The following is a 24,473-nucleotide window of genomic DNA, read 5'->3' as shown; positions in this document are numbered from 1 at the left end:
AGGAAAGAAATAGAAGCCGGATTATTAGACCGGCTTCTGCGATATCACTTCTCCTTCTCCGCCCGATAAAACTCATGAAACATCTTCATCAGCGCCCGCTTCTCAATCCGCGACACATAGCTCCGAGAGATCTCGAGCTCCTTCGCGATTTCGCGCTGCGTTTTTTCTTTCTTCAAATTAAGACCGAAGCGGCCGACGATGACTTCCTTTTCCCGTCCGTCCATAATGTCGATGTATTTTTTGACTTTTTCAAACTCTGTGCCTGAGCTGGATGGTGTCGATGACGTCTTCGTTTTCCGATCCTGAGGACATCGATGAGGCTGATTTCGTTGCCTTCTTTGTCCTGGCCGATCGGGTCATGGAGAGAGACGCCTTTTTTCGTTCTTTTCAAGGCGTGCAAATGCATGAGGATTTCATTATTCATTACAAAAGGGGGGTGCACAGATTTCCTATCACTGATTGATTAAATCAATGTTGAGTCAGCCTCCTGTAATACTAGCGAATGAAGGAGATACTTTAAATAGCCAAGCTGCATTTTCAATTGCGTGTGATTATATGTACGAAAGGTTAATATGACGTAACATGAAAGTTCGAATGCAAAAGTGCATACCATGTAAAGTTCGGCTTTTTCGGCTGTCCAAGCATATATTATAAATTCCGCTGTATTTAAGTGCGAAGCTTGTAACAGGTTTAAACGAAAGCCTGATATCTAGGTATTATGCTTTAAACACACATCTGGATTTCTCTAGAAAAGCAAAGGTATTTGGGGGTTTATGTAAAAAAATAGTAAATGCCTTATGCAACAAACAGGCTGTAGAGCAAAGTGAAGCATATCATCAAATTTCTGACCGAAATCAAACATGAAAACTGAATAAACCCTCTTAATAGAGGTTTTTTATTTATGTATTGGATTGGTTTAAAATTTACAATTGAGTCAAAAGGTGAAAAAGCTCTATCCTATTTCTAGGATAAAGCTTTTTTTATTGTTAGACAGCATTAATACATTTCTCTCATAATGAAAAATAGATTGTATAAACATGGGTAATCTGCATTAATTGTTTAAAATGAGCATTGTTAGGAGCGTATTTATGTCTGTGAAAATAATTATTGACACTAATATATTTTTAGGATTTTTTCAATCTAAACAAACATCTTTAAAAAAGTTACCAGCAACTCTCTGCGGCATCTCGCCGTGTTCAATTGTTTAGTCCTTTTTTTTCATAATCTTTACAAATCTGAAAAAGTCATCATCATCCGGCAGGGGCTTGTCATCTTCGCGTCCATTGCGATGTATATGCGGATCAGAGTGATGTTCATTGTAGAACTCTACGATATGGAATCCACACTTATTCACATAGAAGTTGATATTTCGCTTTTCGAAATAAGGTGTCACGGTTTCCCAAAGCACAGTATCCGGATACTGTGCTTCAATGGCTTTCCAAGCAGAAAGACCAATCCCTTGGCTGTGATATTCTGGAGATACATAGAATAAATCTAGCGAATTATGATTTGTTTGGCTGTTGATACGTACTACTGCACCACCGACATTCTTACCATCCTGAAGAATATGATATACCACCGCTCCGGGAGCATTGAAAGACTCCTGAACATCATTGTCCGATGGAATCGGTCCATCTTCGCAATCACCGAACGTTTCAATCACGGCGATCGCAAAGGCTTCTTGTAATTTTTTTTGGAATTCTGGCAGATCAGATTCCTTTGCTAGTTCCAGAATAACTTTTGGTTCCTTTTTTGTTTTCATGATTGTTCACTCCCTCAGTTGCTGAAATATCGAGTTCAGTCGTTCAGTAGAAACATTCCAGCTGTTCTACGAGCCCTTATCACAAAAAGTGATTCCGTCGCTTTTTCTTCCGCGGTAAATTTGGCGTTAAAATACTTCAAAAGCTTTCTCCTGTCTTTTTGTATGATTTCTTTTTCTTTGTTTTATTGGAAAACAAGCTGCATGTAACCCTTATTTACTATCGTTCACTACCGTATTAAGTGTTTATGCGGGATTTGTCATCATTCTCGAATTTTTCCTGCGAAAAGTTACAAAAATAGTCGAATGAGGCGCCTTTGACTATGAACATGCGTAAAAGATTCAATTTAGATTCGATCATGAGCAATGCACATTGAGTAAACTCTGGTGGATTTATTAGCCCAAAGAAGCCTAAATGATATAGTCCATATATCAAATCTGTCCGTTTAATGCCCGCTTCATTCAACAACACTAATTTGAAGTCATGCAATCTGTGCAAGGGGGTTATTTCTGAATAGATTTTTCCGAATGCAGCGGAGTTGCTTTGGGACTCCCGTTTAATTTGCCATACGTCAGCTTGCGCCATATTAATTCCATCGGACCGTACTTAAATCGTCTCAACCACAATGTACTAAAGATCATAAGCACGAAATACACGGCCAGGCTGAACATGAACGTGCCGGCGGATTGAATATGATCCGCAAGCCCGAATCCGTACCTGAGGAACAGAACTGTTCCAATGATAGAGTGAAGCAGATAACAGGTCAATGACATCCGTCCGACTTTGGTGAATATCATCATAGGGCCTCGCAGCTGAGGAACGTATAGAAACAGCATTGCAAAAGTGCTCATATAAAACATACTTCCGGTTAAGCCGCCATTTTGACTCAAGACAGAGGAAATGTCCTTCCACAGCATATTCTCAGAAAGATTAAACATGTCTAGTAATATACTGCTTTGTGTTATTAGAAAAGCGATTGTGCTAATGATCCAGATACGCTTCCATATAGGCTTTTTCGCTTCCATGTCTTTGAAAAATTCCATCTTAACAAAGTACACGCCCAGCAGAAACATGAGAAACATGGAATAGATCATAGAGAAAGAGCCAGCAGCCATCGTGACCATATCTGTCCACCGAGTGCTGATGGATTCCACGTAGGTAAGGCTGCTGTGGCTAAACAAAGTAAACTCTGAAAAATTCGGGTTTTTTGGCCCTGCAGTATTGATGACATTGTACAACATTGTGAAAACAGGAGTCAGGAATTGAAACACGATAAGTGCGATAATCCATCTAAGCACCGTTTTGGCCGTGCGTTTATAGAAGGCGAGTAACAGGAAGCCGCTTACGGCGTAAAAGGCTAATATGTCACCGACCCAAACAAATGTGATGTGCAAAATGCCAAATCCCAACAGGATAGATAACCTACGGGCAAACAGCTTGTTGGGACTATCTACCTTCTGCGCGGCTCGATCCATAAAGATCATAAACCCAACCCCGAACAGGAAGGAGAATAACGTAACGAATTTCCCTTCGGCAAACCAGGAAACCAGATTGTGCAGTACGTCATCGGAGGTCATTTCGAATCCCTTTACTGAATCTACGATCAGGAAATAATTGACAATAATAATGCCCAGCAAGGCAAATCCGCGTACGATGTCCAGAAAATGAACCCGTTCCCGCAGACTCACCGGTTGCCCGTGTCCTTCTTTTTGTACAGTCATATCAATGCTCCTTTTCCATTTATCATCGCAATGTGTGGTTCGGATCTGAAAAACCTGAGCCTTACAATGGATAAATATAAAGACCGAATCTTAACAATTTATGAAGAGTCATCGTTTTTTTAGAAAATGTGACAAATTTGTGGCGGGCATCAGCTTTCATAAATTGTTAAGATTTACGTAGTATCTTATAACGTACTTAACGATGAACGATATATAGTAAGGACACACGAGAAATAACATCAAGAATCATGAGGTGATAGAGACATGACCCATCGAATATTAGTCGTAGAGGATGATCAGGATATTGGTGATCTTTTGGAGGAATCCCTTACGCGTGCAGGCTACGAGGTGCTAAGAGCCAAGGATGGAAAGCGAGCATTGCAACTTGTGGATGACTCGCTTGATTTGGTTATTTTGGATATTATGATGCCAGGCATTTCGGGAATTGAAACATGTCAGCACATCAGGAAATCCTCTAACGTCCCGATTCTGTTTCTGACGGCCAGATCGAGTACACTCGATAAAACTGAGGGGTTACTCGCCGGCGGCGATGATTATATGACTAAACCATTCTCGGAAGAGGAACTTCATGCTAGAGTGATTGCTCAATTACGCAGATATACTATCTATCAGGAAAAGAAGGAACAGGAAGAAACATTTCTTATCGGGGGCAAACTAAGAGTGAGCGAAGAATTTAATGAGGTCTGGAAAGAGGAGCAGCAAATCAAGTTGTCAGATCTGGAATATCGTATCCTGAAACTTCTGATGAGCAAACGCAACAAAATATTTTCTGCCCAAAATATATATGAGAGTGTGTGGGGACAGCCTTACTTTTACTGTTCCAACAATACGGTGATGGTGCATATTCGGAAGCTGCGCTCCAAAATTGAGGATGATCCGGCATGTCCGGTTTATATAAGAACTGAATGGGGAAGAGGATATCGATTTGGCGCATCGTAAATTTACGCTAACCAAAAAACTGGCTTTGCTGATCATGGTTGCTGCGTTTGTGAGTGGTGTGATCTTTCTGACGTTGCAAAAGATCACAGATGATCTGATCGAGGGATATCTGAGTTCGGATGAGTATTATCACGAGGAGTCAGCAAGATACATTCAAAAATTCAGCAAGTACGTTTCAGAAAATGAGTTGTCTACATCAGATAGAAAAGCGTTTGGTGAGTGGGTCAAAAAAGAAAATTACATTAACCTCACCATATTCAAGGATCAGGAGCTGCAATATGATTCCATTTATTCCGAATCGGATTATGGAAAGGAGAAGCTGACTCAGTACGCTCAAAATCATTCACATCCTGTCAAGTTTAGCGATGGTGAAGGAAGAGTCATTATCGACGGTTTCTACTCTTCCCGATATTATAGTCTGGCCTTTACATTGGATTTGCTCGGGGCAACCCTCATCTTTTTAATCATTGTTCTCTTTGGCATTCGCCAAAGTCTTCGCTACCTTAAAACGATTCACCAAGAGATTCATATTCTTGAAGGGGGCGAACTGGACTACGAGATGACGATAAAAGGGCATGATGAATTAGCGATGATTGCAAAGAGCATTGAGGATCTGCGGAAAGCTTTCCTGGACAAACTTAAAGCTATCGAGGAATTGCAAGCTGAGAGCCGCAGCCTGGTTACCGAAATGTCGCACGATATGCGCACACCGCTGACGTCGCTGATCATGAATCTGGAGTTTGCCAAAAAAGCGGGAGGCGAAGCGGGTACCAGCAAAGATCGGTATGTAGCCAATGCTTATGGTAAAGCACTGCAATTAAAAAGCTTGTCTGACAATCTGTTTGCGTATTTCCTGCTGGACAAGGAATATGAGGCCGATCTGGAGACCGTTGCAGTAAAAGAAGTGATCTACGATCTAATATCAGATCAGATTGCTATCCTTCATCAGAAGCATTTCCGGGTCCATATTTCAGGCGAGCTGCCGGAAACCTATATTAACGTGAATTTGGAGGAGCTTGGTCGTGTATTTGATAATGTGATGTCAAACTTATTTAAATACGCAGATCCGGAAGAAGAAATCAGCATCACGTTTGTATCGGATCAAGAGATATTTGAGATCCATGTTAGCAATACGATTAAACTTGCGGATATAACACCGGAAAGCAACGGACTCGGTGAAAGGAGCATTGCGCGAATGATGTCCCGCATGCAGGGACAGTTTCACAGTATACAAAAGAATTCTAAGTACTACATTGTGCTACGATTTTGGAACACCAAGATGTAGGCTGAGAATAAAAACCACGAATATATTGAAATAGGAGACAACATGATGAGATTTTCCAACAAATTCAAAAAGGTGCCTTACCTGTTACAAGCGCTTCTCAATGTCTGTCTGTTCTTCCTGGCGATAGCCTTAAGCGCACTTCTGATCAGCGAGACATGGTACATTGTGCAATTCGTATACAAGTCACTGTTCAACAAAGTGGACAGCTATTATGAGATGCTTGGAGAACTGCTTATATTCTTCATGTACTTTGAGTTCATTGCTTTGATTATCAAATACTTCAAATCAGACTTTCATTTCCCGCTTCGCTACTTCATTTATATTGGCATCACAGCTGTCATTCGTTTGATTATCATCGATCATGATCAGGCGATCTCAACGTTCTGGTGGGCGATGGCCATTCTTGCAATGATCTGTGGATTCTTTATTGCCAATAGACGAAATTCTGTTGTTGAACATTAATAAATTAGTTCACTTTATGCCGATACGCCGCCGAAATGTCCTAATTGTGAATGGGAACTGGAACAGAATAAAAAAATTGATAATCGGTATTTATAAGTCTAGCTGTTTAATGTCAGTTCAGAAATCTGTAGTGGATCAAAGTGGATTGTGGTTGTGAGTGGATATCTGAATGTATTTTTTGGCTACTTTAACAGACATGTCCCGATGACATAGCATTAAGAACTGAAAATCGCTTCTTTATTTTAAAAGGAAGAGGTTAAAATTCTTAATAAATAAGATGAAAAAGTTAGGATGGACGTTTATTGTTTTTTCTCGCCATTTTTTAACCATAATTGATATAAACGTATAGAAATGTAATGAAAATAAACTTTCATAACCAATGAGATAGATTTACTATATTGAGGGCCCAGTAATATAGAATACAGATCGATGGTTCAAGCCATCGGTTTTTTATTTGTTTTCATACTGAAAATCACCCATTAGGACAAACAGTTATTACATAGCATTACCCAAGGTGTGATGCATTTATGAAGGTGATGCTCATCGAGGGGCCGCAAGCTGACAAATGCATGAACGATTCCTCTCATTATTTAATAAAACTTGACAGGAAGTAGATCCAGAGTGATGGCAATGTATATAAGGGTATGGATCGAGCAACCACACCCAGATCGAGGCCTGTATAAAGAAAGCAGGGACGATGCGATTAAAGAACTCATAATCAAGTTATCTGCTATGATCCAGATTGTCTTTCTCATAGAGCTTATTAATGTGCAAAAACGATTTTCATAACTCTTTCATCTATTTCTTTTAAAAGAAACTTTAGTGAAAATAGAGAAAAGCCGGAATGTCCAATCCGGCCTTTGCTAAATTATTTCCCCTTCGCTTTCTTCCGCTTCTCCTTCTCCGCCCAATAAAACTCATGAAACATCTTCATCAGCGCGCGCTTCTCAATCCGGGACACATAGCTCCGCGAGATCCCAAGCTCCTTCGCGATCTCGCGCTGCGTTTTTTCCTTCTTCAAATCAAGACCGAAGCGGCCGACGATGACTTCCTTTTCCTGTCCGTTCAGAATGTCGATGTATTTTTTGACTTTTTCAAACTCTGTGCCTGAGCTGGATGGTGTCGATGACGTCTTCGTTTTCCGATTTGAGGACATTGATGAGGCTGATTTCGTTGACTCCTAGAGGTTATCCGTTTTTGTTGTATTAAAGTAATAAAGAATTTTTAAGTTTAACGTTATTTAAAAAAGAAACATACATACGTATTTGGTATGTCCCCCATGATGCTATTCACACGTATGAAAGTAACGGTCTTGAAAATATGTGGGGAGACGCACAAACAATTGCAATGAAAATTAAAGATGACATGAAAAGATAATTTGGTTTGCCATGAACTGTTGGAATTGAACCGAATACGCTGCTGGCAAAACTCTGTCTTGACACGAGTTTTTGGGCATGCCGAGATGTGAAAACAAAGAAATTTCAGTTTCTCTTTCCAATATTCAGGAGACAATTTAATCAAGCTCAATCTATTTCGCCCTGATCAAGAAAAAAGCGAATACTTGGGTACGTTATGGACGGTTTCAGAGAACGGTACGGCTCGTCAGCACTTCTACACGAAGTTTTTTATACAAACGCCGGAACCGCAAGATTGAGATTAAAGTTAGAAAGGAAAATTGTGTATGCTGCGGGACAGAGGAAGTATCAAATGGGTGTCAATGATGTTACCGGAACACGTTGAATTGCTCAAAGAATATCATGAAAGTCTTGATAAAGTGAAAAAGCTGGTTGGTTGTCATATCATTTTTAATGACCTTTCTAAAATGGAGTCGTGTAGTTTATACGGTCACTGATACTCCTTCGTCTATATCCACTTACATTCTTCTGCTGAATGATAATGTCCATTACTCTATCTAAATTGCTCCCAGCTCTTTTGATGTTGTAGATGATGCACCAAAGAGCTTTTTCTACACACCTGCAGCCTTTCCTTGTGCAAGAGGGGAAGTGTCTACACGTAGCCCCACATGCAATGCACTACTTATCCCATTTTCTTCTCCCCACTGAAAAATTCTGATCTCTCCTTCTCTAAATATTTATATAGACACAGTATTTTTTACTGTGCCTATCCTAACTTTTCCCTTGATATCTCATCTAGGTTAGAAAAAAGAATGTCACACCCTAAGAACAGAAATGTAATAAAAAAGGATAAAAGTAACTCTCCACCTTGAAATATGGATACATTACTTAGATGGCTATTTGTAACATACTCTATGGAGAAATAAACGGCTATCCACGCAACAGCAAACTCAAATATATAAGTTACCCACTTAGGAATTCTAACAAATATTGAGAGTCCTTTTATAACTGCCATAAGTATAAGCATGTAAACAAGTGCTAATGAGCTTACTAATAAAGAAAATATGTATAAATCAGACCTAGAGCTATAATTTACATAGTCGCCTAAGAAATGATTAACACCTAAAGAAACAAAATAAATAATTAGGCTAGGAACTGCCATGGCAAAGAATAAACAAAAGCCTATGAGGAGGATAAAAGATAGGAACGCCAAGGTGTTTGGGGGATTATCTATAACCCCCTTTCTAATCAAAAGTAAAAACAAAACACAGGAAATAACCAAACATGAAAGTATAGCTAGAGTTATTGCTGTAAAGATTGTCATCTTTGACCTCCATTAGAAAAGTGCCATTAGTGGGGAACTAACAGCACTTTCTTAAATTTTTTATTCGTTAAATCAGCGTAATAATGAATTTTGCCAATGCTCTTGCCACATCAGGCGGACAGCCAATACCTCTCAGTCCATTATAAAACTGATTCTCTGTCCATTTTTCGCCTTTATCCATCAACTTAGCTACTTTAGCAGAGTTTTTTCTAACCCATGCGGCGGTCTTTGGAGACAAAGGTCTAAGCATTTGCGATAAAACCCAACCTCCTAAGCGGAGAGCTAATTTAAAGGCTTTTTAAGACCATGACACTACGCCTTGAGTTTGAAAATTCCCATTAGCAGTAGCTACTGTTTTAACAGGTACATTCTGTGACTTGATAGCGTTTTGTACCCCTTTATGAACAGTCACTTTCATAGCAACAGGAGTAGCTGACGCTGTTTTTTCAGATGCTAATGCACCTGATGTGCCTAAGAAAGATGTAAGAAGCGTGGCGCTTAGAACCACTGAAGCTATTCTCTTTTTATTTTTCCTATATATTTATCTCCTATTATATTATGAATAATTTTAAAACGATTTAATTGCAATGGTTGTCCAATATGCTAAAACTTTGGCATTTATGTTAGAAAGTCCTGATTTTTTAAGCGAATTATATAGCTTATTTTGGACATCAGACCACCCAAAGGCATAATACTCATCTAAAAGGTCTTTTAGTACGGGTTCTATATACTTTGTAAACCTTTCTTCAAGTTCATTTCTTACTTTCTTTCCTGCAAGCCTTTCTACAAGTTGAAAAAGCTTTGCTTTATTCTTTAGAACTGCCCGGATAGCATCTTTAACAGGCTTTGTAGCAGAGTTTTTATTTTGTAATTCAACCTTTGGTGTGAACAGACTATCTACAGTATAAACAATGGGTACGGATGTTCCAGTGGCATTAGTATCAATCTCATCATTTTCCTTAGCTTGAGATGACTGGACAAAGGAAGTAGAGCCAAGGGCTAAAGAAGCTATTACTATGAATCCTTTAGCTAGTCTATTGATAATCATTTCCTCCTCTACATATAATTAGTAGCAAACCAGTGACTATGTATTTAGGTTACAACCTGTAATTGTTTGCTTTGGTATGAATTCCCACCTCCTTGTGATTATTCTATCAGTAGTAAAAATATGGGTAAATAGGAAAAAGGAATAATATTTATTTACATAATTTACATTATTAAAAAGTTCAAAAAATATAATTGTGTATAGCTTATCTGTCATATGAGACTCTTTATAAGAGGAGAATAATGTACTAATAAATATTATCCCCTTCCATCTCTACCTTCCCTTTCGCCTTTTGTTTAATAATCTATTTTTAATCAAAATAAGACTTTCTAATGAACTTTACCAGGACTCAATCAGTGCAGGTTAAAGGCTTAGTGATGACTAATTTCATAAAGGCCAAATAAGTTTTCTAAAACCAAACTCAATTGACCTTTAGCAATGTTAAAGCCTATTATTTTGGGAGAGAGGTGCTATAATACTTTTACTCTTAAAAAAGGAGGAGGAACCTTATTAAGTTCCCCCTATATTCGACACAGTGGAGGCTGTAGCTATAGATTTATACTTCTAGTGTTGTAGGTAACTAGCAATTGGTACAGATTCTGCCCTTTCAAAGTAGTTTGCGATTTAAATAAGCAAAAAAAGACCAGGGTTATCTACTTCCTGGCCTTCTTATATTTTATTTTCCCTTCGCACGCTTCCGCTTCTCCTTCTCCGCCCGATAAAACTCATGAAACATCTTCATCAGCGCGCGCTTTTCAATCCGCGACACATAGCTCCGCGAAATCCCAAGCTCCTTCGCGATTTCGCGCTGCGTTTTTTCTTTCTTCAAATCAAGGCCAAATCTGCCGACGATGACTTCCTTTTCCCGTCCGTCCAGAATGTCGATGTATTTTTTGACTTTTTCAAGCTCCATGTTGAGCTGGATGGTGTCGATGACGTCTTCGTTTTCCGATTTGAGGACATCGATGAGGCTGATTTCGTTGCCTTCTTTGTCCTGGCCGATCGGGTCATGGAGGGAGACGTCTTTTTTCGTTTTTTTCAATGCGCGCAAATGCATGAGAATCTCGTTTTCTATACACCGTGCCGCATAAGTGGCGAGCTTTGTTCCTTTTCCGGCTGAATAGCTTTCGATCGCTTTGATCAGCCCGATCGTTCCAATGGAAATCAGGTCTTCTGCATCTTCGCCTGTGTTTTCGAATTTTTTGACGATGTGGGCGACCAGCCGGAGGTTATGCTCGATCAGCATGTTTCTCGCGTGTTCATCCCCCTGGGCCATCAGCTCCAAGTACTTTTTTTCGTCACTGCTTGACAGCGGCTGTGGAAAGGCATTGTTTTTCACATATGATACTAAAAAAACGAGTTCCTTGATGACATAACCGAGCGCTGCAAAAACACCTGTCATTATCGGCACCTCCACATAATGTATGTAGGCAGAAGCCTATATGTAAATGTATGTGGGAGGGGGGATGTCTGTGTCTGTACGCGGCAAAATTGCCGGACTGCCAAATATTTCGGCGTTCTGTTCGGCATGCAGCCGCTTGTTTTCGCAACCGCTTCCATTTTTTAATCGTTTACAAAAGTTAACAATAGCGGGATAATAAAGGCAAGGAGGTGAGGGTGCCGGACGGTTCACCATAGGGTAAACGCTATCAATCAGTTAGTCCGGTGCAGCAGATGAAAAACAAACGTCTGTTCATACTTTCGTTGATTGTGCTGAGCGTGGTCATGATCGGGGTTCAGGAAACCTTCCCAAATCTGCTGACGACAGGGTTAATGACTGTCGTTATTGCAGTGGCAGTTTTTAATATTTTAAAAGAATCGCTGAATAAAAAAGATGAAACACACAGCAAATGAGGCGGTAGAAAGCGACGGTGCTTCTATCGCCAATAGGAAAAACCGACTCAAAGTGGTGAGCCGGTTTTCTTATTTGTCAGTCTTTCAATGCTTTTCCCATGCCTTTTAAAAATTGCAGACCGAAGCCGACGGCTCGGTTGATGTCAGGGTCGTTCATGGCTTTCAGCAGATCGAGGACCCCGGTTTTTTTATCGCTTTTTAAAAAGTCTTCTCCTTGTTTTGTGCCGGCGACGATGCTTTCTACCAGTTTCCCCATGACTTCCGGTTCGGCTTTGGAGAGAGCGCCGCCTGCCGCAATGGCTGTATTCATCAGGTTTTTGGCCGGCTCTTTAGACAGCTGGCCGAGGACGATTTTGGCGATATCTTCCTTTGCGCCGATCATGCTGTCTGCGGCATCAAGGACCCCGAGGCCGTTCAGTTCGCCGAGAAGCTTCATCGTTTTTGAAACGGCGGCTTCCTGTTCAGCCAAAAGGGTTTTGAGTTCTTCTAATTTTTCAAGCTTCATTTGCTCCTCAGATTTGTCTTCTTTGCGGATGGCGGTGATGGGAGCTGCCATGTGTGATGACCTCCTTTTGATTTAGTCTGTTAAATGAACGTATCCCGGTCGCTTCCATTTCCGCTCGACTTCAGCTCCGTTTTGCGGATGGCGTTTCTTATTGCGCGGATTTGTTTTCGGAAGCGGCGGTTCTGCGCATCCGCCGAGCACTTCCATACGCACCTTTGTCTGCTTGTAAGCAGGTGTATTGGTACGCGCATCTACTGCGGGGCCGGTCAAGAAATTGATTGCAGATTCTTTATCTGTCGAGTTCATCGGCAAATACAACTCGTTCGCTCTAACCCGGTCTGTCACAAGCGCGGTTAATTTTACGGCGCCAAACGGCGAGATCAGTCTGACCTGCGATCCGTCGCAGATGCCCCTATCTTTGGCAAGCTCAGGCGAGACTTCAACAAAGACGTCCGGCACTTTCGCCTGGATGCCTGCCGATTTGTTCGTCATATTTCCTTCGTGAAAATGCTCCAGCATTCGGCCGTTGTTAATGTGAAGGTCGTATTCTTCAGGGAATTCGGCCGGCTCTGTCCAGTCTGCGAGGGCAAAGCGCGCTTTCCGGTCAGGGAAGTTAAAGCCGTCTTCATATAAAAGAGGCGTGCTTTCTCCGGTCAGGCTGCCCCACAGGAAGCTGTTCCATCCTTCAATTGCGTCATAATCGGCCTTTGCGAACAGCGGTGACAGGCTTGCCATTTCTGAAAAAATATCTCCCGGGTGGCTGTAATGCCAGTCAACTCCAAGCCGGTTTGCGATGTCTTGAATGATGACCCAGTCCGGCTTTGCGTCTCCGAGCGGCGAAAGGGCCTGATACAATCGCTGTACGCGTCTTTCCGTGTTTGTAAAAGTTCCTTCTTTTTCAAGCGAAGCTGACGCAGGGAGAACAACGTCGGCGTATTGGGCTGTTTTCGAAAGGAACATATCCTGAACCACAAGGAAATCAAGGCTTGATAAAATGTCATGGACCCGGTTTGCGTTTGAATCGACTAAAGCCATATCTTCTCCGACGATATACATAGCTTTCATTTTGCCTTCTTCAACGGCGTGAAGCATTTCGATGTTGTCAAGTCCGGGTTTCTCGTTGATTGTTGTGCCGTAAGCTTTTTCGAACTTTTTCCGCGCTTTGTCATCTGTAATGTGCTGATATCCCGGAAGCCAGCCGGGAAGCGTCCCCATGTCGCATGCGCCCTGGACATTGTTATGGCCGCGGAGCGGGTACGCCCCAGCGCCCGGGCGGCGGTAATTACCGGTAGCTAAAAGCAGGTTTGAAATCGCGGCGGACGTGTCGGAACCGCCTGTGTTTTGGGTGACTCCCATTCCCCAGAGGACGCACGTACCGTCGGCGTCGCGGATCATCTCAGCGATTTGGATCAGCGTCTGTTGATTGATGCCTGTGATTTTTTCTGCATATTCAAGGGTGTATGTCTCAAGCGATTGCTTATATTCTTCAAAGAAATTGACGTTTTCATTGATAAACGCTTGATCGTGCCAGCCTTGGTCAATCATATACTTGGTCACGGCCATCAGCCATACTTGATCAGTTCCTTGCCGCGGTCTGATAAACAGATCCGAGCGTTCGGCCATTTCGTTTTTGCGAAGGTCAGCGACGATCAGCTTTTGTCCGTGAAGCTTATGGGCGCGCTTCACACGGGTTGCCAGTACCGGGTGGCCTTCGGCCGGGTTGGCGCCGACGATGATGACGAGGCCTGCTTTCGCGATGTCTTGAATGGTGCCAGCATCGCCGCCCATGCCGACTGTGCGGAACAATCCGTCCGTTGCCGGAGACTGGCAGTACCGCGAGCAGTTGTCGACATTGTTCGTGCCAAATACTTGCCGCGCCAGCTTTTGCATCAAGTAGTTTTCTTCATTCGTAATTTTTGAAGACGAAATAAACCCGACGGCGTCTTTTCCGCTCTGCTCCCGAATTGAGCCTAATTTGCGGGCGACGTAGTCAAGCGCTTCTTCCCAAGTTGATTCGACAAATTCGTCATTTTTGCGGATCAGCGGTTTGGTCAAACGCTCTTCCGCATTTACGAAATCCCATCCGAATTTCCCTTTCACACACGTCGAAATGGCGTTGACGGGAGCTTCTGACACCGGCTGAATTTTTAAGATGTCACGGCCTTTTGTCCATACTTCATATGAACAGCCGACACCGCAAAATGTACAGACGGTCTTTGTCTTTTTGATCCGCTGTGAACGCATCGCCGCCTCGACTTCTGAAACGGCAAAGATGCTGCTGTATCCCGGCTCTACATCTTTGACAAGGTCGATCATCGGCTCCATGACATCCGGTTTGATGCCTGTCATGAACCCGGCTTTTCCAAGCATCGATTTTTCCATTAACGCATTGCACGGACAAACCGTGACACACTGCCCGCAGCTGACGCATGATGACTCGTTGATTGAAACGCCTTCATCCCAGATCACCCGCGGACGGTCACGCTCCCAGTCAATTGAGAGCGTCTCATTGACCTGCAGGTTTTGGCAGACTTCAACACATTGTCCGCATGCGATGCACTGATTCGGATCATAGCGGTAAAAGGGATGCGACATATCGACTGCGCAAGACGGGTCTTCTTTTGGCGTGTAAGGGTATTTCTGCTCTTCGATTCCCATCATTTCTGCCGTATTATGTAGCGTACAGTTGCCGTTGTTGTTGTCGCATACCGTACAATAAAGCAAATGGTTTTCGAGCAGGCGGTCCATTGCTTCTTTTTGTGCTGCTTTGACCCGTTCTCCAGACAGGCTGACCGTCATTCCGTCTTCTGCCCGCAGGGAGCATGCCCGCTTTAATTTTCCGTCTGCTTCCACAATACAGGTATCACACGTTTGAATAGGATCCGTCTCTGGAACATGGCATATTTGCGGGTGTTCAAACCCGTTTTTGTTCAATATGTCTAAAACGGTTGCCCCGGCCGCTGCTTTAATTTCTTTGCCGTCTATCCGGACACTGATTGGCTTTCCGTCCATCTTTATTCCCCTCCATCATCTTTTCAAAATCAAAAAAGCCATGTACATATATACCGAATCCTGGCGTGGAAAGCGGTATAAACATACATGGCGGAATAGTTTACTAGCAAAGCTTACTAACAGACCAATCCTATATTGTCAGAATTCGATAGATTCATAACACGACGGTATTACAAATCCATCAGCCCGGCTTTTATTATAAAGTGATATTGATTATAATTCAATAGAATAGGAAAATTTTAACCAAGTGAAATGTCTAAGGGGACATCGAGACAGATGGAAGGTTTAAACGGAAGGGGTAAGCATGATGTCTAAAAAAATCCACGAATTCAACGATATGATCCGCAAGCTTCGAAAAGAGCTGTTTGGCAAGGGGCCTGAACGGATTCACACGGTCTTTGTCGACAATATGGCAGTTTCGACGCTTTACGGCAATTTGACGGCGAGCGAGCAATTTATCGCAAGCACGTCGGAGGGAAGGGAAATGGTCCATGCCGCAAGGACGACCCTGATTCAGAAACACTACTCCAATCACGTGCCGGAAGGAATGGAGCAGCTCATCGGAGCGAAGCTCGAGCACCTTTTTACAGACATCAAAATTCAGGAGGATATTGCGGTGTCTGTTTTTATCTTTGACCGCAATATTGAATACGGCACCGAATCAGCCAGCGGGGCTTGACGGTCTCAAGTTCGAGGAGGAGTTATGATGATTGAACTGAAATCGAGTGAAAAACGAAAAGCAAAGGTTTTGTTAACAGACGAAAGTCCGACATTCGCGCATGCGATAGCCGAAGGACTTATCGAAGGAAACGTTTATGTCGATGATTTCTTCACACCGGCCACTGTTCTTTTTCGAACAGCTGCCGGGATTTATTATGTCGCTGGAGATATCCCCGACAGCGGAAGGAGCGAATGGCTTCACTATTTGAATGAACAGAGGAACGGAGCGCGCTTTACCGTGTTTTCGGCTTCTGAGGAGTGGGACGCCTTTTTAATTGGGGGGCTTGGCGATCCTCTGCAGCAAATGGAGCGCGTGTCATTTTTCCTTGGAAAAGAGGAATATGTTCGCAGTGCCGCATTTGCCGGTGTTGAAAGATTTTCTGAAGATGACTTTCAAAAAAGCGCGAATTTCACGGGAAAATACGCGATTGAGTATTGGGGAGGGCCAGGCCGTTTTTTGAAGAACGGTTTCGGATTTAAAGTGTCGCATGAAGGTGTGATCGCCAGTGAATGTGTCACCATTTTTTGTTCGGAACGCTTTGCCGAAGTTGATATCGTAACACACCTGGATTACAGGGGACGTGGGTTTGCAGCCCGCTGCGCCGGCGCTTTTATCGCGTATGCAATAGAGAACCGCTTGAAACCGCGCTGGGATTGCGACCGGCAAAACGTTGCATCGATTCGCCTCGCTGAAAAATTAGGCTTTCGACCTGTCAAAACATATACATTGTTTGTCGGAAAACCGTGAACCAATACGAATGTTTTTAAACAGGGGGGACAGGTTAAATGCATAGTAAGGACTATACGCTTGCAGGATGGCAGAGATTTCTCCCATTGAAAGTGCAGCTTCTCTCCTATATGATCGTAGTATTGGCTTTTGGAGGTGGAACGAATGAAAAAAAGCTTGGTGATGGTCCTCATCTTTCTGCTTCTGCTTGCAGGCTGCGGAGAGGACGATCCCAGAAAAGTCGTAGCATTTGGAGACAGCAATACACGCGGCTCAAATTGGCAATTTCGCGATTATCCAAAAGCGGAAAAATGGGTCAATTTACTTCAGACTTCCCTTCAAGGGCAGTACAAAATAAATAATGCGGGAATAGGCGGAGAAACGACAGAAGACGCCAGGCTTCGGTTCAGGAAGGATGTGCTGGATGAGCAGCCGGCATATCTTTTTATCATGTTCGGAACAAATGATGCAGCAATTCTTGCGAAAGGGCTGCCGCGCGTATCCAAAAAAAGGTTTAAAGAAAACCTCTATTATTTTGTTAAAGAAAGCCGCCGCCGCGGAATAGAGCCGATATTAATGACGTGCCTGCCGATCGTCGAAGGAAGCGGGGACAACATCTTTTATTATGCAAGATACCGGGCTGCTTCGTTTGAAAAATACGGAGGAGCGCGCAAATGGCACGATTCCTATAATGATGTCACAAGGGAAACGGCGCGTGAACTTGATGTGCCGCTGATCGACAACTGGAAAAACATCGTGAAAAAAGCAGGCGGAGCTACAGATGAGAAGCTGATCCATTCGGGGTTTATCGACCCATCGGGAAATCACTTAACCCCAAAAGGCGCGCGAATTATTTTTGAAGGAATTAATGAAAGTAAAGTTATAAAAACTTCTTGATTTAAGTAAAAGGCCTAGCCATTTCTCCTTTTTCTTCATAGGCTGTTACTATAACAGTCTAAAGGAGGAATGATGCGATGGGATATCCTTTTCCCGCTGGTCCGTGTTCTTACCCGGCTTATCCCGGATATGCAGGCGCCGCATACGGATATGCGTTCGTTGTCGTCCTTTTAGTCGTCCTGCTCGTCATCGGCGGGTTCTACTGGCTTAGTCCTCACGGATTCTTCAAATAGCACCTCTTTTAGAGAGGTGTTTTTTCATGAAAAACAGTAGTAAGCGTATTATTCAAGTGATATAATATCAACCTAAGTGAAAAAAAGCGGCAAGAGCGCTCGGGAGTGCTTGAGCTATGAAGAGACGGAAAGCAGATGACCGAGCGACCTTCTTTTGATTTCGGTTTCAATCAGCTCGATGAATTCGCGGTTCAAATTCATCTCATTTGCTTTAATGTATGATTCTATTAAAAGTTCATCAGACAGCTTTTTCATACTCGGTACCCATTTAATGGGGAAGACACCTCCTCATAAAAATTGGAATAACCTGTTTGGAATAAGCATAAAATGTTAAGTTATATGATCTTTGTTTGAAGTACCTATAATCTATCATGAATATTGGGCGAGAACAATCGTTCTGTTATCCACACCAAAAAGTGGATAACTTGTGGGTATCATGTTTATAATTTAATAAAAGGTCGATGAAATATGAGTGGATACTGTGTGTAATTTTATCCACACCTGTTGAAGAATCCTATTATATGTCGAAAACTTTTCGGACAGCCGATTTTTTAAGACACTTTTAGATTTGATTCGACACATTGAAAAAAGAAGCAGTAATTGAAAGGAAAGGGTGCGGCTTTGTGTTAAAAAAGTTCTTTTTGCCGGATGAATTTGTAAAAAATATTTTTCATATTACCCCTGAAAAACTAAAAGAGCGCAATGTAAAAGGGATTATTACGGATTTGGACAACACGCTTGTAGAATGGGACAGGCCTAGTGCTACACCGCGTCTCATCGAGTGGTTTGAAGAGATGAAAGAGCACGGCATTAAAGTGACAATTGTCTCAAATAATAATGAAAAACGCGTCAAAATATTTTCTGAACCGCTTAATATCCCGTTTATTTACAAAGCGAAAAAGCCGATGGGCAGAGCTTTCAGAAAAGCCGTCAAAAATATGGGTCTTAAAAAAGAAGACGTCGTTGTCATAGGAGATCAGCTCATGACAGATGTGCTGGGAGGGAACCGCAATGGGTTTCATACCATTCTTGTCGTGCCTGTGGCTGCTTCCGACGGCTTTTTTACGCGTTTCAACCGCCAGGTGGAACGCAGGATTCTCAGCGCTTTAAAACGGAAAGGCCATATTCAGTGGGAGGATTAAAGAATGGAAAAGGTAGTTTGTATCGGATGCGGAGTCGCCATTCAAACCGAAGATAAAAATAAACTGGGCTACGCGCCTGAAGCATCGCTGTTAAAAGATAATGTCATCTGCCAGCGCTGCTTCAGATTGAAAAATTATAACGAAATTCAGGATGTTTCACTGACGGACGATGACTTTTTGAAAATCCTGCACGGCATCGGGGAAACGGATTCGCTTATCGTGAAAATCGTCGACATCTTTGATTTCAACGGAAGCTGGATCAACGGCTTAAACCGCTTTGTCGGAGGCAATCCGATCTTATTAATAGGAAACAAAGCAGACATTCTCCCTAAATCAGTCAAGCGCGAGCGCCTTGTAAACTGGATGAAGCGCGAAGCGAAAGAGCTCGGCTTAAGGCCTGTTGATGTGCTGCTCGTCAGCGCCGGGCGAGGGCAGGGGATGAAAGATGCGATCGACGCGATCGAATATTACAGACAGGGCAAAGACGTATATGTCGTCGGGTGTACGAACGTAGGAAAATCAACGTTTATCAATCGGATTATTAAAGAGGTTTCCGGAGAGGGCGACATTATTACGACATCTCAATATCCGGGGACAACGCTTGACGCGATTGAAATTCCTCTGGATGACGGATCGGCGATGTATGATACGCCGGGAATCATCAACCATCATCAAATGGCGCACTATGTCGCGAAACGCGATCTGAAAATATTAACGCCGAAGAAGGAGCTAAAGCCCCGCACCTTTCAGCTGAACGAAGAACAGACGCTGTTTTTCGGCGGATTGTCGCGGTTTGATTATGCAAGCGGAGGCAGATCTTCGTTTGTATGCTATATGCCGAATGAACTCAACATCCACAGAACAAAGCTTGAAAACGCGGATCAGCTGTATGAAAAGCACGCTGGGGAAATGCTTGCTCCCCCTGCAAAAGAAGATCTTGACTCGTTTCCGGAGCTTGTTAAACATACGTTTACGATTAAAGAGCCGAAAACGGACGTTGTGTTCTCGGGCCTCGGCTGGGTAACTGTCCAAGAGGCGAACCAAAAAATTGTTGCCCACGCGCCTAAAGGCGTTCACGTGTTTTTACGCAGATCTCTAATATAAGTGCTAAGGGGAGAGAGTTATGAAACCGATGTACGGACTGATTGGCAATCCGGTGGCTCATTCCATGTCTCCGGACATCCATAATGCGGCTTTGGAGGATCTTTCTTTAGAAGGACATTATCACGCTTTTCGCGTGGAAAACGAAGATCTTGAAGATGCTGTGAAAGGTATGCGGGCCCTTGGTATTCAAGGGTTTAATGTGACGGTCCCCCATAAAGTATCGATCATGAAGCATCTCGACCGCATTGATGAAAGCGCCGAAGCTCTCGGGGCGGTCAACACTGTCAGAAGAGAAAAAGAAGGGCTGGTCGGATATAATACAGATGGAGCAGGATTTCTTAAATCGCTGAAGCCATCCCTTGATCGTCCGCTTTCTGAGCTCTCGATACTGTTGATTGGGGCAGGCGGTGCGGCGAGGGCGATATTTACCACTCTGGCAGCTGAGATGCCGAAGCAGCTGGACGTGGCGAATCGTACACCTGAAAAGGCACTAGCATTCACTAAGCGTTTTGAAGGAGAGGCACGTGCTTTGTCGTTGCAGGAAGCAGAAGCAGACTTGTCAGCATATGATATCGTGATTCAAACGACGTCGGTCGGGATGCACCCGAACATCGAAGCTGCCCCGCTTTCATTGGCGAATGCGAAAGAAACGTGCCTTGTATGCGATATTATCTACAATCCGCTGAAAACGGCCCTGCTGCAGGAGGCTGAAGCAAAAGGCTTGAAAACATTGGACGGAGTCGGCATGTTCATCGGCCAGGCAGCCCTTGCTTTTGAGCTGTGGACCGGACATGAGCCTAATATGGAAAAAATGAAATCAATTGTGTTGCAGCAACTAGGAGGAAAATCATGCTAACAGGAAAACAAAAACGCTATTTGCGCCGGGAAGCGCATCATCTGTCACCGATTTTTCAAGTCGGTAAAGGCGGAGTCAACGAAAACATGGTCAAACAAATCAGTGAAGCGCTTGAAGCCAGGGAATTAATCAAGGTGAGCGTGCTGCAAAACTGCGAGCAGCCTAAAGAGGAAGTAGCCGAAGCGCTGGCGGGCGGAGCACGCGCCGAACTGGTGCAGACGATCGGAAACATTATCGTGCTGTATAAGGAGTCGAAAGAAAATAAAAAAATTGAGCTTCCTTAACGCTTAAAGGTGGTAATCATGAGGAAAATCGGGATTTTTGGAGGGACATTTGATCCTCCGCACAACGGGCATTTATTAATGGCAAATGAAGTCCTGTATAAACTGGATCTTGATGAAATTTGGTTCATGCCCAACCAAATTCCGCCGCATAAACAAAAAAACTCGTTTTCGCTAAGTATGCACAGGGCGGAAATGCTGAAGCTCGCCATATCGGGGAAAGAGCAATTTAAATTGGAGACGATCGAACTCGAAAGGGAAGGCCCTTCTTATACATTTGATACCGTTCGCCTGCTGAAAGACCGATATCCAAACGATAAGTTTTACTTTATTATCGGCGCGGATATGGTGGAATACCTCCCGAAATGGTCAAACATTGACAAGCTTGTCAACATGATTCAATTTGTCGGGGTGAAACGGCCCGGCTTTCAAATTGAGACGCCGTATCCGCTCGTTTTTGTCGATGTGCCTATTTTTGAAGTATCATCATCTTTACTTAGGGACCGCATTAAAAATCAGCAGCCGACAGATTATTTAATCCCTGACGAAGTGAAGGTCTATGTGAAGGAGAATCATCTATATGAAACGTGAGGAAGCCTTAGCCTGCGTGCAAGAACAGCTGACAGAACAGCGCTACATCCATACGGTCGGCGTAATGGAGACGGCTGTCAAACTTGCCGAACGGTTTGGCGCAGATGTGAAAAAAGCCGAAATCGCCGCGATATTTCATGACTATGCCAAATTTCGCCCGAAAGAGGAAATGAAACAAATCATCCTCAACGGGGGCGGGCCGCTTGAAGTGCTCGATTTTCATCATGAACTTTGGCATGCGCCGGCAGGAGCCGCGCTTGTCAAAACAGAGGTTGGAATTACGGATGAAGACATCCTGTCAGCCATTCGATTCCATACATCTGGGAGGCCGAATATGACGCTTCTTGAGAAAGTGATTTATGTAGCGGATTATATCGAGCCGGGCCGCCGTTTTCCAGGGGTTGAAGAGGTTCGGACTCTCGCTGAAGAAGATTTGGATTTGGCGCTTATCGAGGCGTTGAAAAATACGATGACATTTTTAATTTCAAAAAATCAGGCCGTTTATCCGGAAACGGTCGCCACATATAATGCTTTAGTAAACGATAGACACTAGGAGGAATTACTGAATGGATCAAGCTTCAATTTTAAAAATTGCCGCAGAGGCCTGCGATGATAAACGGGCGGAAGATATGATCGCCTTGAATATGCAGGGGATTTCCCTTGTGGCTGATTATTTTCTGATTTGCCACGGGAATTCTGACAAACAGGTTCAGGCCATTGCCCGGGAAATTAAGGATCAAGCTGAAGAAAATGGAATCAATGTGAAGAAAATGGAGGGCTTTGACGAAGCCAGATGGGTTTTGATCGATTTGGGCGATGTCGTTGTCCACGTTTTCCACAAAGAGGAACGAGGCTATTACAACCTTGAAAAGCTGTGGGGAGACGCGCCGACTGAAGACCTTTCATTCGGAGTTAATGAATGATTTATAAAGGATTTTCCGGTATTTATGACAAGCTGATGTCTCACGCTCCTTACGATGAGTGGGTCAGCTGGATTGAAAAAACGATCGGTGCACAGCAGAAAGAACGTATACGGATACTTGATCTGGCGTGCGGAACGGGTGAAATATCGGTCCGCTTGGCTGAAAAAGGCTACGATGTCACAGGAATCGATATTAGCGAAGATATGCTTGCACAGGCTCAGTACAAAGCAGCCGTTCGGCAGCTCGATATTCAGTTCTTTCAGCAGGATATGCGCGAGCTTGCCGGGCATGGGCAAGAGTTTGACGCGGTTGTGATCTGCTGTGACTCGCTGAATTATCTAAAGAGCGAAAAAGACGTTTTCAATACTTTTAAAAACGTTTTTTCTCTATTAAAAGAAGGCGGGCTTCTTCTGTTTGATGTTCATTCCATTTACAAAATGGATGTCATTTTTCCGGGAAGTACGTATGCCGATCAGGATGAAGAAGTCAGCGTCATTTGGCAAAGCTATGCGGGGGATGAGCCTCATTCAGCTGTTCACGATTTGACCTTCTTCGTAGAAAGCGGAGGCGTATACGAAAGGTTTGATGAATCGCATGAACAGCGGACTTTCCAGACGGAAAAGTATATCAGCTTATTGCGGCAAGCCGGATTTGAGGTGCAGTGCGTGACTGCCGATTTTTCAAAATTGGAGCCTGGCGCAGAGTCGGAACGTCATTTTTATACAGCGAAAAAAACAAAAACCATCGTTTAATCGTAACGATGGTTTTTCATAATGTATTTTTCCTTTGTTGAAAATCTCAGCGCGTTCGTGAAACAATGAATCAAACGGAAAATTGCTTCTTGACTAGAGCGATATCTTCTTCATACTTCAAATGGGTGTTCCGGAACATCTGGCGGAACATATCCTGAACGCCGCTTTCCAGCGCCTTAATTCCCTCACCGGTTACACCGCCTTTAACGCACACCTTTTCCTGCAGGGCGGGCAATGTGTAATGCCCTGTTTCGAGCAGCCTTCCCAAACCAACCAGCATTTCTGTCGTCATTAAAATCGCGTCTTCTTTTGAGACGGAGGTTTCTTCTACAGCGGCCTGAATAAACTCCTGAACCAAATAACTGACAAAGGCGGGGCCGCAGCTGACAATGTCTGAGGCGACCCTCGTAATCCCGCTTTCGATTTCAAGAGGGATTGAGATCTTGCTCACTAAAGCCGTCAATTTTTTTTTTGCCTCAGCTGTGCAGCTTTCTCCGAAAGTCAATAATGACACGCCAGACAACGCTCTGTTCGTAATGCTCGGGATCACCCTTGCCGCCTGGCAGGAGACGATGGCTTCCAGCTGTTCGACCTGCACCGGACTCGTAATGGTGACCACAATCTGATCGCGGGTGAAGACGGGTGAGAGCCGCTTTAGCAAAGGATAAATATCCAGCGGCTTTACACAGATAAACACGGCATCACTTTCCGTGATCACTTCTTCCGGCCGTTCTGCAACCTGAATGTCTGGGAATCGTTTTTTTATGTTTAACGCTTTGTCGATCGTTCGGTTAGTAATTGTTAAAGATGAGGGAATGACCGCTCTGGATTCAATCAACGCCTCAATTAAAATGGTCCCCATATTTCCTGTCCCGATAAAGCCGATATTCAATCGTTCTCCCCTCCTTTGAACCTGTATCTTTTAAACGATATGAAGGCTTCATTCAAAATATGTATGAAAGCA

25 protein-coding genes and 5 pseudogenes are annotated in these 24,473 nt (G+C 43.4%); 17 read left to right on the top strand and 13 right to left on the bottom strand.

Annotation, left to right across the window (positions count from 1 at the left end; translation table 11 throughout):
- Nucleotides 1–44: 44 nt before the first annotated feature.
- The 5 genes and pseudogenes from MHH76_RS14025 to MHH76_RS14005 form a co-directional block, all read right to left on the bottom strand.
- Nucleotides 45–418, bottom strand: a pseudogene (locus MHH76_RS14025) (sigma factor-like helix-turn-helix DNA-binding protein); the annotation flags it as partial.
- A gap of 50 nt (nucleotides 419–468) precedes the next feature.
- Nucleotides 469–713, bottom strand: a pseudogene (locus MHH76_RS14020) (ImmA/IrrE family metallo-endopeptidase); the annotation flags it as partial.
- 491 nt (nucleotides 714–1,204) lie between these two features.
- The gene (locus MHH76_RS14015) at nucleotides 1,205–1,762 is read right to left on the bottom strand and encodes a GNAT family N-acetyltransferase (protein WP_025811115.1); all 558 of its coding nucleotides are present in this window, start codon (nucleotides 1,760–1,762) and stop codon (nucleotides 1,205–1,207) included.
- Nucleotides 1,763–2,106: 344 nt separating this feature from the next.
- Nucleotides 2,107–2,345, bottom strand: a pseudogene (locus MHH76_RS14010) (hypothetical protein).
- Entirely contained in the window at nucleotides 2,264–3,481 is a 1,218-nt protein-coding gene (locus MHH76_RS14005; RefSeq protein ID WP_025811116.1) for a DUF418 domain-containing protein, read from the bottom strand. Before MHH76_RS14005 ends, MHH76_RS14010 begins: the two are co-directional and overlap by 82 nt.
- A gap of 264 nt (nucleotides 3,482–3,745) precedes the next feature.
- On the opposite strand from MHH76_RS14005, the gene yrkP reads away from it, so the two are divergent.
- Genes yrkP through psiE form a run of 3 tightly spaced genes read left to right on the top strand, consistent with a single transcriptional unit; the run spans nucleotide 3,746 to nucleotide 6,188 of the window.
- Entirely contained in the window at nucleotides 3,746–4,441 is a 696-nt protein-coding gene (yrkP, locus tag MHH76_RS14000; protein ID WP_023855274.1) for a two-component response regulator YrkP, read from the top strand.
- Nucleotides 4,428–5,726, top strand: a complete 1,299-nt coding sequence (gene yrkQ, locus MHH76_RS13995; protein WP_023855273.1) for a two-component system sensor histidine kinase YrkQ — start codon at nucleotides 4,428–4,430, stop codon at nucleotides 5,724–5,726. Before yrkP ends, yrkQ begins: the two co-directional genes overlap by 14 nt.
- A gap of 45 nt (nucleotides 5,727–5,771) precedes the next feature.
- Nucleotides 5,772–6,188 (top strand): phosphate-starvation-inducible protein PsiE, encoded by a 417-nt coding sequence (gene psiE, locus MHH76_RS13990; RefSeq protein ID WP_023855272.1) that lies wholly within the window; start codon nucleotides 5,772–5,774, stop codon nucleotides 6,186–6,188.
- An 868-nt stretch (nucleotides 6,189–7,056) separates the two neighbouring features.
- Here the strand turns inward: psiE and MHH76_RS13985 are convergent.
- Nucleotides 7,057–7,363 (bottom strand): annotated as a pseudogene (locus tag MHH76_RS13985) (sigma factor-like helix-turn-helix DNA-binding protein); the annotation flags it as partial.
- 506 nt (nucleotides 7,364–7,869) lie between these two features.
- On the opposite strand from MHH76_RS13985, the pseudogene MHH76_RS13980 reads away from it, so the two are divergent.
- A pseudogene (locus MHH76_RS13980) lies at nucleotides 7,870–7,977 on the top strand (YolD-like family protein); the annotation flags it as partial.
- A 332-nt stretch (nucleotides 7,978–8,309) separates the two neighbouring features.
- Here MHH76_RS13980 and MHH76_RS13975 read toward each other — a convergent pair.
- The 3 genes from MHH76_RS13975 to sigK all read right to left on the bottom strand — a co-directional run bounded on the left by MHH76_RS13975 (nucleotide 8,310) and on the right by sigK (nucleotide 11,314).
- Nucleotides 8,310–8,867 (bottom strand): hypothetical protein, encoded by a 558-nt coding sequence (locus MHH76_RS13975; protein WP_025811118.1) that lies wholly within the window; start codon nucleotides 8,865–8,867, stop codon nucleotides 8,310–8,312.
- 568 nt (nucleotides 8,868–9,435) lie between these two features.
- Nucleotides 9,436–9,915, bottom strand: coding sequence for a hypothetical protein (locus MHH76_RS13970; protein ID WP_023855267.1), 480 nt, complete (start codon nucleotides 9,913–9,915; stop codon nucleotides 9,436–9,438).
- 673 nt (nucleotides 9,916–10,588) lie between these two features.
- Nucleotides 10,589–11,314: an RNA polymerase sporulation sigma factor SigK gene (sigK, locus tag MHH76_RS13965; protein ID WP_023855266.1), complete on the bottom strand. Its 726-nt coding sequence runs from the start codon at nucleotides 11,312–11,314 to the stop codon at nucleotides 10,589–10,591.
- Nucleotides 11,315–11,586: 272 nt separating this feature from the next.
- Here sigK and MHH76_RS13960 point away from each other — a divergent pair, with 272 nt between their 5' ends.
- Nucleotides 11,587–11,766, top strand: a complete 180-nt coding sequence (locus tag MHH76_RS13960) for a hypothetical protein (RefSeq protein ID WP_023855265.1) — start codon at nucleotides 11,587–11,589, stop codon at nucleotides 11,764–11,766.
- Between the two features lie 76 nt (nucleotides 11,767–11,842).
- Here the strand turns inward: MHH76_RS13960 and MHH76_RS13955 are convergent, their stop codons facing one another.
- Together MHH76_RS13955 and fdhF are read right to left on the bottom strand one after the other, a co-directional pair.
- Nucleotides 11,843–12,322, bottom strand: a complete 480-nt coding sequence (locus tag MHH76_RS13955; protein ID WP_025811120.1) for a DUF1641 domain-containing protein — start codon at nucleotides 12,320–12,322, stop codon at nucleotides 11,843–11,845.
- 21 nt (nucleotides 12,323–12,343) lie between these two features.
- Nucleotides 12,344–15,283, bottom strand: coding sequence for a formate dehydrogenase subunit alpha (gene fdhF, locus MHH76_RS13950; protein WP_043054401.1), 2,940 nt, complete (start codon nucleotides 15,281–15,283; stop codon nucleotides 12,344–12,346).
- 307 nt (nucleotides 15,284–15,590) lie between these two features.
- Between fdhF and MHH76_RS13945 the strand changes: the two genes are divergently transcribed.
- The 4 genes from MHH76_RS13945 (at nucleotide 15,591) to MHH76_RS13930 (ending at nucleotide 17,860) form a co-directional block, all read left to right on the top strand.
- Nucleotides 15,591–15,962, top strand: a complete 372-nt coding sequence (locus MHH76_RS13945) for a DUF2294 domain-containing protein (RefSeq protein ID WP_025811122.1) — start codon at nucleotides 15,591–15,593, stop codon at nucleotides 15,960–15,962.
- Nucleotides 15,963–15,989: 27 nt separating this feature from the next.
- Nucleotides 15,990–16,751 carry a GNAT family N-acetyltransferase gene (locus MHH76_RS13940; RefSeq protein ID WP_043054400.1) on the top strand — a complete coding sequence of 254 codons (762 nt, stop codon included), beginning with the start codon at nucleotides 15,990–15,992 and terminating at the stop codon, nucleotides 16,749–16,751.
- Between the two features lie 162 nt (nucleotides 16,752–16,913).
- Nucleotides 16,914–17,627, top strand: a complete 714-nt coding sequence (locus MHH76_RS13935; RefSeq protein ID WP_224067377.1) for an SGNH/GDSL hydrolase family protein — start codon at nucleotides 16,914–16,916, stop codon at nucleotides 17,625–17,627.
- Between the two features lie 77 nt (nucleotides 17,628–17,704).
- Complete coding sequence (locus MHH76_RS13930) at nucleotides 17,705–17,860, top strand: hypothetical protein (RefSeq protein WP_023855260.1); 156 nt, start codon at nucleotides 17,705–17,707, stop codon at nucleotides 17,858–17,860.
- 114 nt (nucleotides 17,861–17,974) lie between these two features.
- On the opposite strand, the gene MHH76_RS13925 is transcribed toward MHH76_RS13930, so the two are convergent.
- The gene (locus MHH76_RS13925; RefSeq protein ID WP_003183713.1) at nucleotides 17,975–18,115 is read right to left on the bottom strand and encodes a sporulation histidine kinase inhibitor Sda; all 141 of its coding nucleotides are present in this window, start codon (nucleotides 18,113–18,115) and stop codon (nucleotides 17,975–17,977) included.
- A 368-nt stretch (nucleotides 18,116–18,483) separates the two neighbouring features.
- On the opposite strand from MHH76_RS13925, the gene MHH76_RS13920 reads away from it, so the two are divergent.
- Genes MHH76_RS13920 through MHH76_RS13885 form a run of 8 tightly spaced genes read left to right on the top strand, consistent with a single transcriptional unit; the run spans nucleotide 18,484 to nucleotide 23,509 of the window.
- A complete protein-coding gene (locus tag MHH76_RS13920) occupies nucleotides 18,484–19,002 on the top strand; it encodes a YqeG family HAD IIIA-type phosphatase (protein WP_020452282.1) in 519 nt (172 codons plus the stop codon).
- Nucleotides 19,003–19,005: 3 nt separating this feature from the next.
- Nucleotides 19,006–20,106 (top strand): ribosome biogenesis GTPase YqeH, encoded by a 1,101-nt coding sequence (yqeH, locus tag MHH76_RS13915; protein WP_025811124.1) that lies wholly within the window; start codon nucleotides 19,006–19,008, stop codon nucleotides 20,104–20,106.
- 19 nt (nucleotides 20,107–20,125) lie between these two features.
- Nucleotides 20,126–20,962: a shikimate dehydrogenase gene (gene aroE / locus MHH76_RS13910; RefSeq protein WP_020452280.1), complete on the top strand. Its 837-nt coding sequence runs from the start codon at nucleotides 20,126–20,128 to the stop codon at nucleotides 20,960–20,962.
- Nucleotides 20,956–21,246, top strand: coding sequence for a ribosome assembly RNA-binding protein YhbY (yhbY, locus tag MHH76_RS13905; RefSeq protein ID WP_003183704.1), 291 nt, complete (start codon nucleotides 20,956–20,958; stop codon nucleotides 21,244–21,246). The genes aroE and yhbY overlap by 7 nt, the downstream gene beginning before the upstream one ends.
- Before the next feature lie 18 nt (nucleotides 21,247–21,264).
- Nucleotides 21,265–21,834, top strand: a complete 570-nt coding sequence (locus MHH76_RS13900) for a nicotinate-nucleotide adenylyltransferase (protein WP_025811125.1) — start codon at nucleotides 21,265–21,267, stop codon at nucleotides 21,832–21,834.
- Nucleotides 21,824–22,387, top strand: a complete 564-nt coding sequence (gene yqeK, locus MHH76_RS13895) for a bis(5'-nucleosyl)-tetraphosphatase (symmetrical) YqeK (protein WP_025811126.1) — start codon at nucleotides 21,824–21,826, stop codon at nucleotides 22,385–22,387. Before MHH76_RS13900 ends, yqeK begins: the two co-directional genes overlap by 11 nt.
- Nucleotides 22,388–22,400: 13 nt before the next feature.
- A complete protein-coding gene (gene rsfS / locus MHH76_RS13890; protein WP_023855256.1) occupies nucleotides 22,401–22,757 on the top strand; it encodes a ribosome silencing factor in 357 nt (118 codons plus the stop codon).
- Nucleotides 22,754–23,509: a class I SAM-dependent methyltransferase gene (locus MHH76_RS13885; protein WP_023855255.1), complete on the top strand. Its 756-nt coding sequence runs from the start codon at nucleotides 22,754–22,756 to the stop codon at nucleotides 23,507–23,509. Before rsfS ends, MHH76_RS13885 begins: the two co-directional genes overlap by 4 nt.
- A 70-nt stretch (nucleotides 23,510–23,579) precedes the next feature.
- On the opposite strand, the gene comER is transcribed toward MHH76_RS13885, so the two are convergent.
- Nucleotides 23,580–24,401 carry a late competence protein ComER gene (gene comER, locus MHH76_RS13880; protein ID WP_043054399.1) on the bottom strand — a complete coding sequence of 274 codons (822 nt, stop codon included), beginning with the start codon at nucleotides 24,399–24,401 and terminating at the stop codon, nucleotides 23,580–23,582.
- Between the last annotated feature and the right edge of the window lie 72 nt (nucleotides 24,402–24,473).

Source organism: Bacillus sp. FSL L8-0193, from assembly GCF_037976065.1.
Taxonomy (GTDB): domain Bacteria; phylum Bacillota; class Bacilli; order Bacillales; family Bacillaceae; genus Bacillus; species Bacillus paralicheniformis.
The sequence above is the reverse complement of the archived record's forward strand: the minus strand, read 5'-3'. Positions and strand labels throughout refer to the sequence as shown.

Bases quoted from the DNA above. Each gene is read 5' to 3' on its own strand.
- MHH76_RS13900 (WP_025811125.1), top strand. From the start codon at position 21,265: ATGAGGAAAATCGGGATTTTTGGAGGGACATTTGATCCTCCGCACAAC.
- MHH76_RS14005 (WP_025811116.1), bottom strand. From the start codon at position 3,481: ATGACTGTACAAAAAGAAGGACACGGGCAACCGGTGAGTCTGCGGGAA.
- yrkP (WP_023855274.1), top strand. From the start codon at position 3,746: ATGACCCATCGAATATTAGTCGTAGAGGATGATCAGGATATTGGTGAT.
- MHH76_RS13925 (WP_003183713.1), bottom strand. From the start codon at position 18,115: ATGAAAAAGCTGTCTGATGAACTTTTAATAGAATCATACATTAAAGCA.
- MHH76_RS13935 (WP_224067377.1), top strand. From the start codon at position 16,914: ATGGTCCTCATCTTTCTGCTTCTGCTTGCAGGCTGCGGAGAGGACGAT.
- psiE (WP_023855272.1), top strand. From the start codon at position 5,772: ATGAGATTTTCCAACAAATTCAAAAAGGTGCCTTACCTGTTACAAGCG.
- aroE (WP_020452280.1), top strand. From the start codon at position 20,126: ATGAAACCGATGTACGGACTGATTGGCAATCCGGTGGCTCATTCCATG.
- MHH76_RS13940 (WP_043054400.1), top strand. From the start codon at position 15,990: ATGATTGAACTGAAATCGAGTGAAAAACGAAAAGCAAAGGTTTTGTTA.
- MHH76_RS13955 (WP_025811120.1), bottom strand. From the start codon at position 12,322: ATGGCAGCTCCCATCACCGCCATCCGCAAAGAAGACAAATCTGAGGAG.
- sigK (WP_023855266.1), bottom strand. From the start codon at position 11,314: ATGACAGGTGTTTTTGCAGCGCTCGGTTATGTCATCAAGGAACTCGTT.
- MHH76_RS13945 (WP_025811122.1), top strand. From the start codon at position 15,591: ATGTCTAAAAAAATCCACGAATTCAACGATATGATCCGCAAGCTTCGA.
- rsfS (WP_023855256.1), top strand. From the start codon at position 22,401: ATGGATCAAGCTTCAATTTTAAAAATTGCCGCAGAGGCCTGCGATGAT.
- MHH76_RS13930 (WP_023855260.1), top strand. From the start codon at position 17,705: ATGGGATATCCTTTTCCCGCTGGTCCGTGTTCTTACCCGGCTTATCCC.
- yqeH (WP_025811124.1), top strand. From the start codon at position 19,006: ATGGAAAAGGTAGTTTGTATCGGATGCGGAGTCGCCATTCAAACCGAA.
- MHH76_RS13960 (WP_023855265.1), top strand. From the start codon at position 11,587: ATGAAAAACAAACGTCTGTTCATACTTTCGTTGATTGTGCTGAGCGTG.
- MHH76_RS13885 (WP_023855255.1), top strand. From the start codon at position 22,754: ATGATTTATAAAGGATTTTCCGGTATTTATGACAAGCTGATGTCTCAC.
- MHH76_RS13975 (WP_025811118.1), bottom strand. From the start codon at position 8,867: ATGACAATCTTTACAGCAATAACTCTAGCTATACTTTCATGTTTGGTT.
- fdhF (WP_043054401.1), bottom strand. From the start codon at position 15,283: ATGGACGGAAAGCCAATCAGTGTCCGGATAGACGGCAAAGAAATTAAA.
- yqeK (WP_025811126.1), top strand. From the start codon at position 21,824: ATGAAACGTGAGGAAGCCTTAGCCTGCGTGCAAGAACAGCTGACAGAA.
- yhbY (WP_003183704.1), top strand. From the start codon at position 20,956: ATGCTAACAGGAAAACAAAAACGCTATTTGCGCCGGGAAGCGCATCAT.
- MHH76_RS13970 (WP_023855267.1), bottom strand. From the start codon at position 9,915: ATGATTATCAATAGACTAGCTAAAGGATTCATAGTAATAGCTTCTTTA.
- MHH76_RS14015 (WP_025811115.1), bottom strand. From the start codon at position 1,762: ATGAAAACAAAAAAGGAACCAAAAGTTATTCTGGAACTAGCAAAGGAA.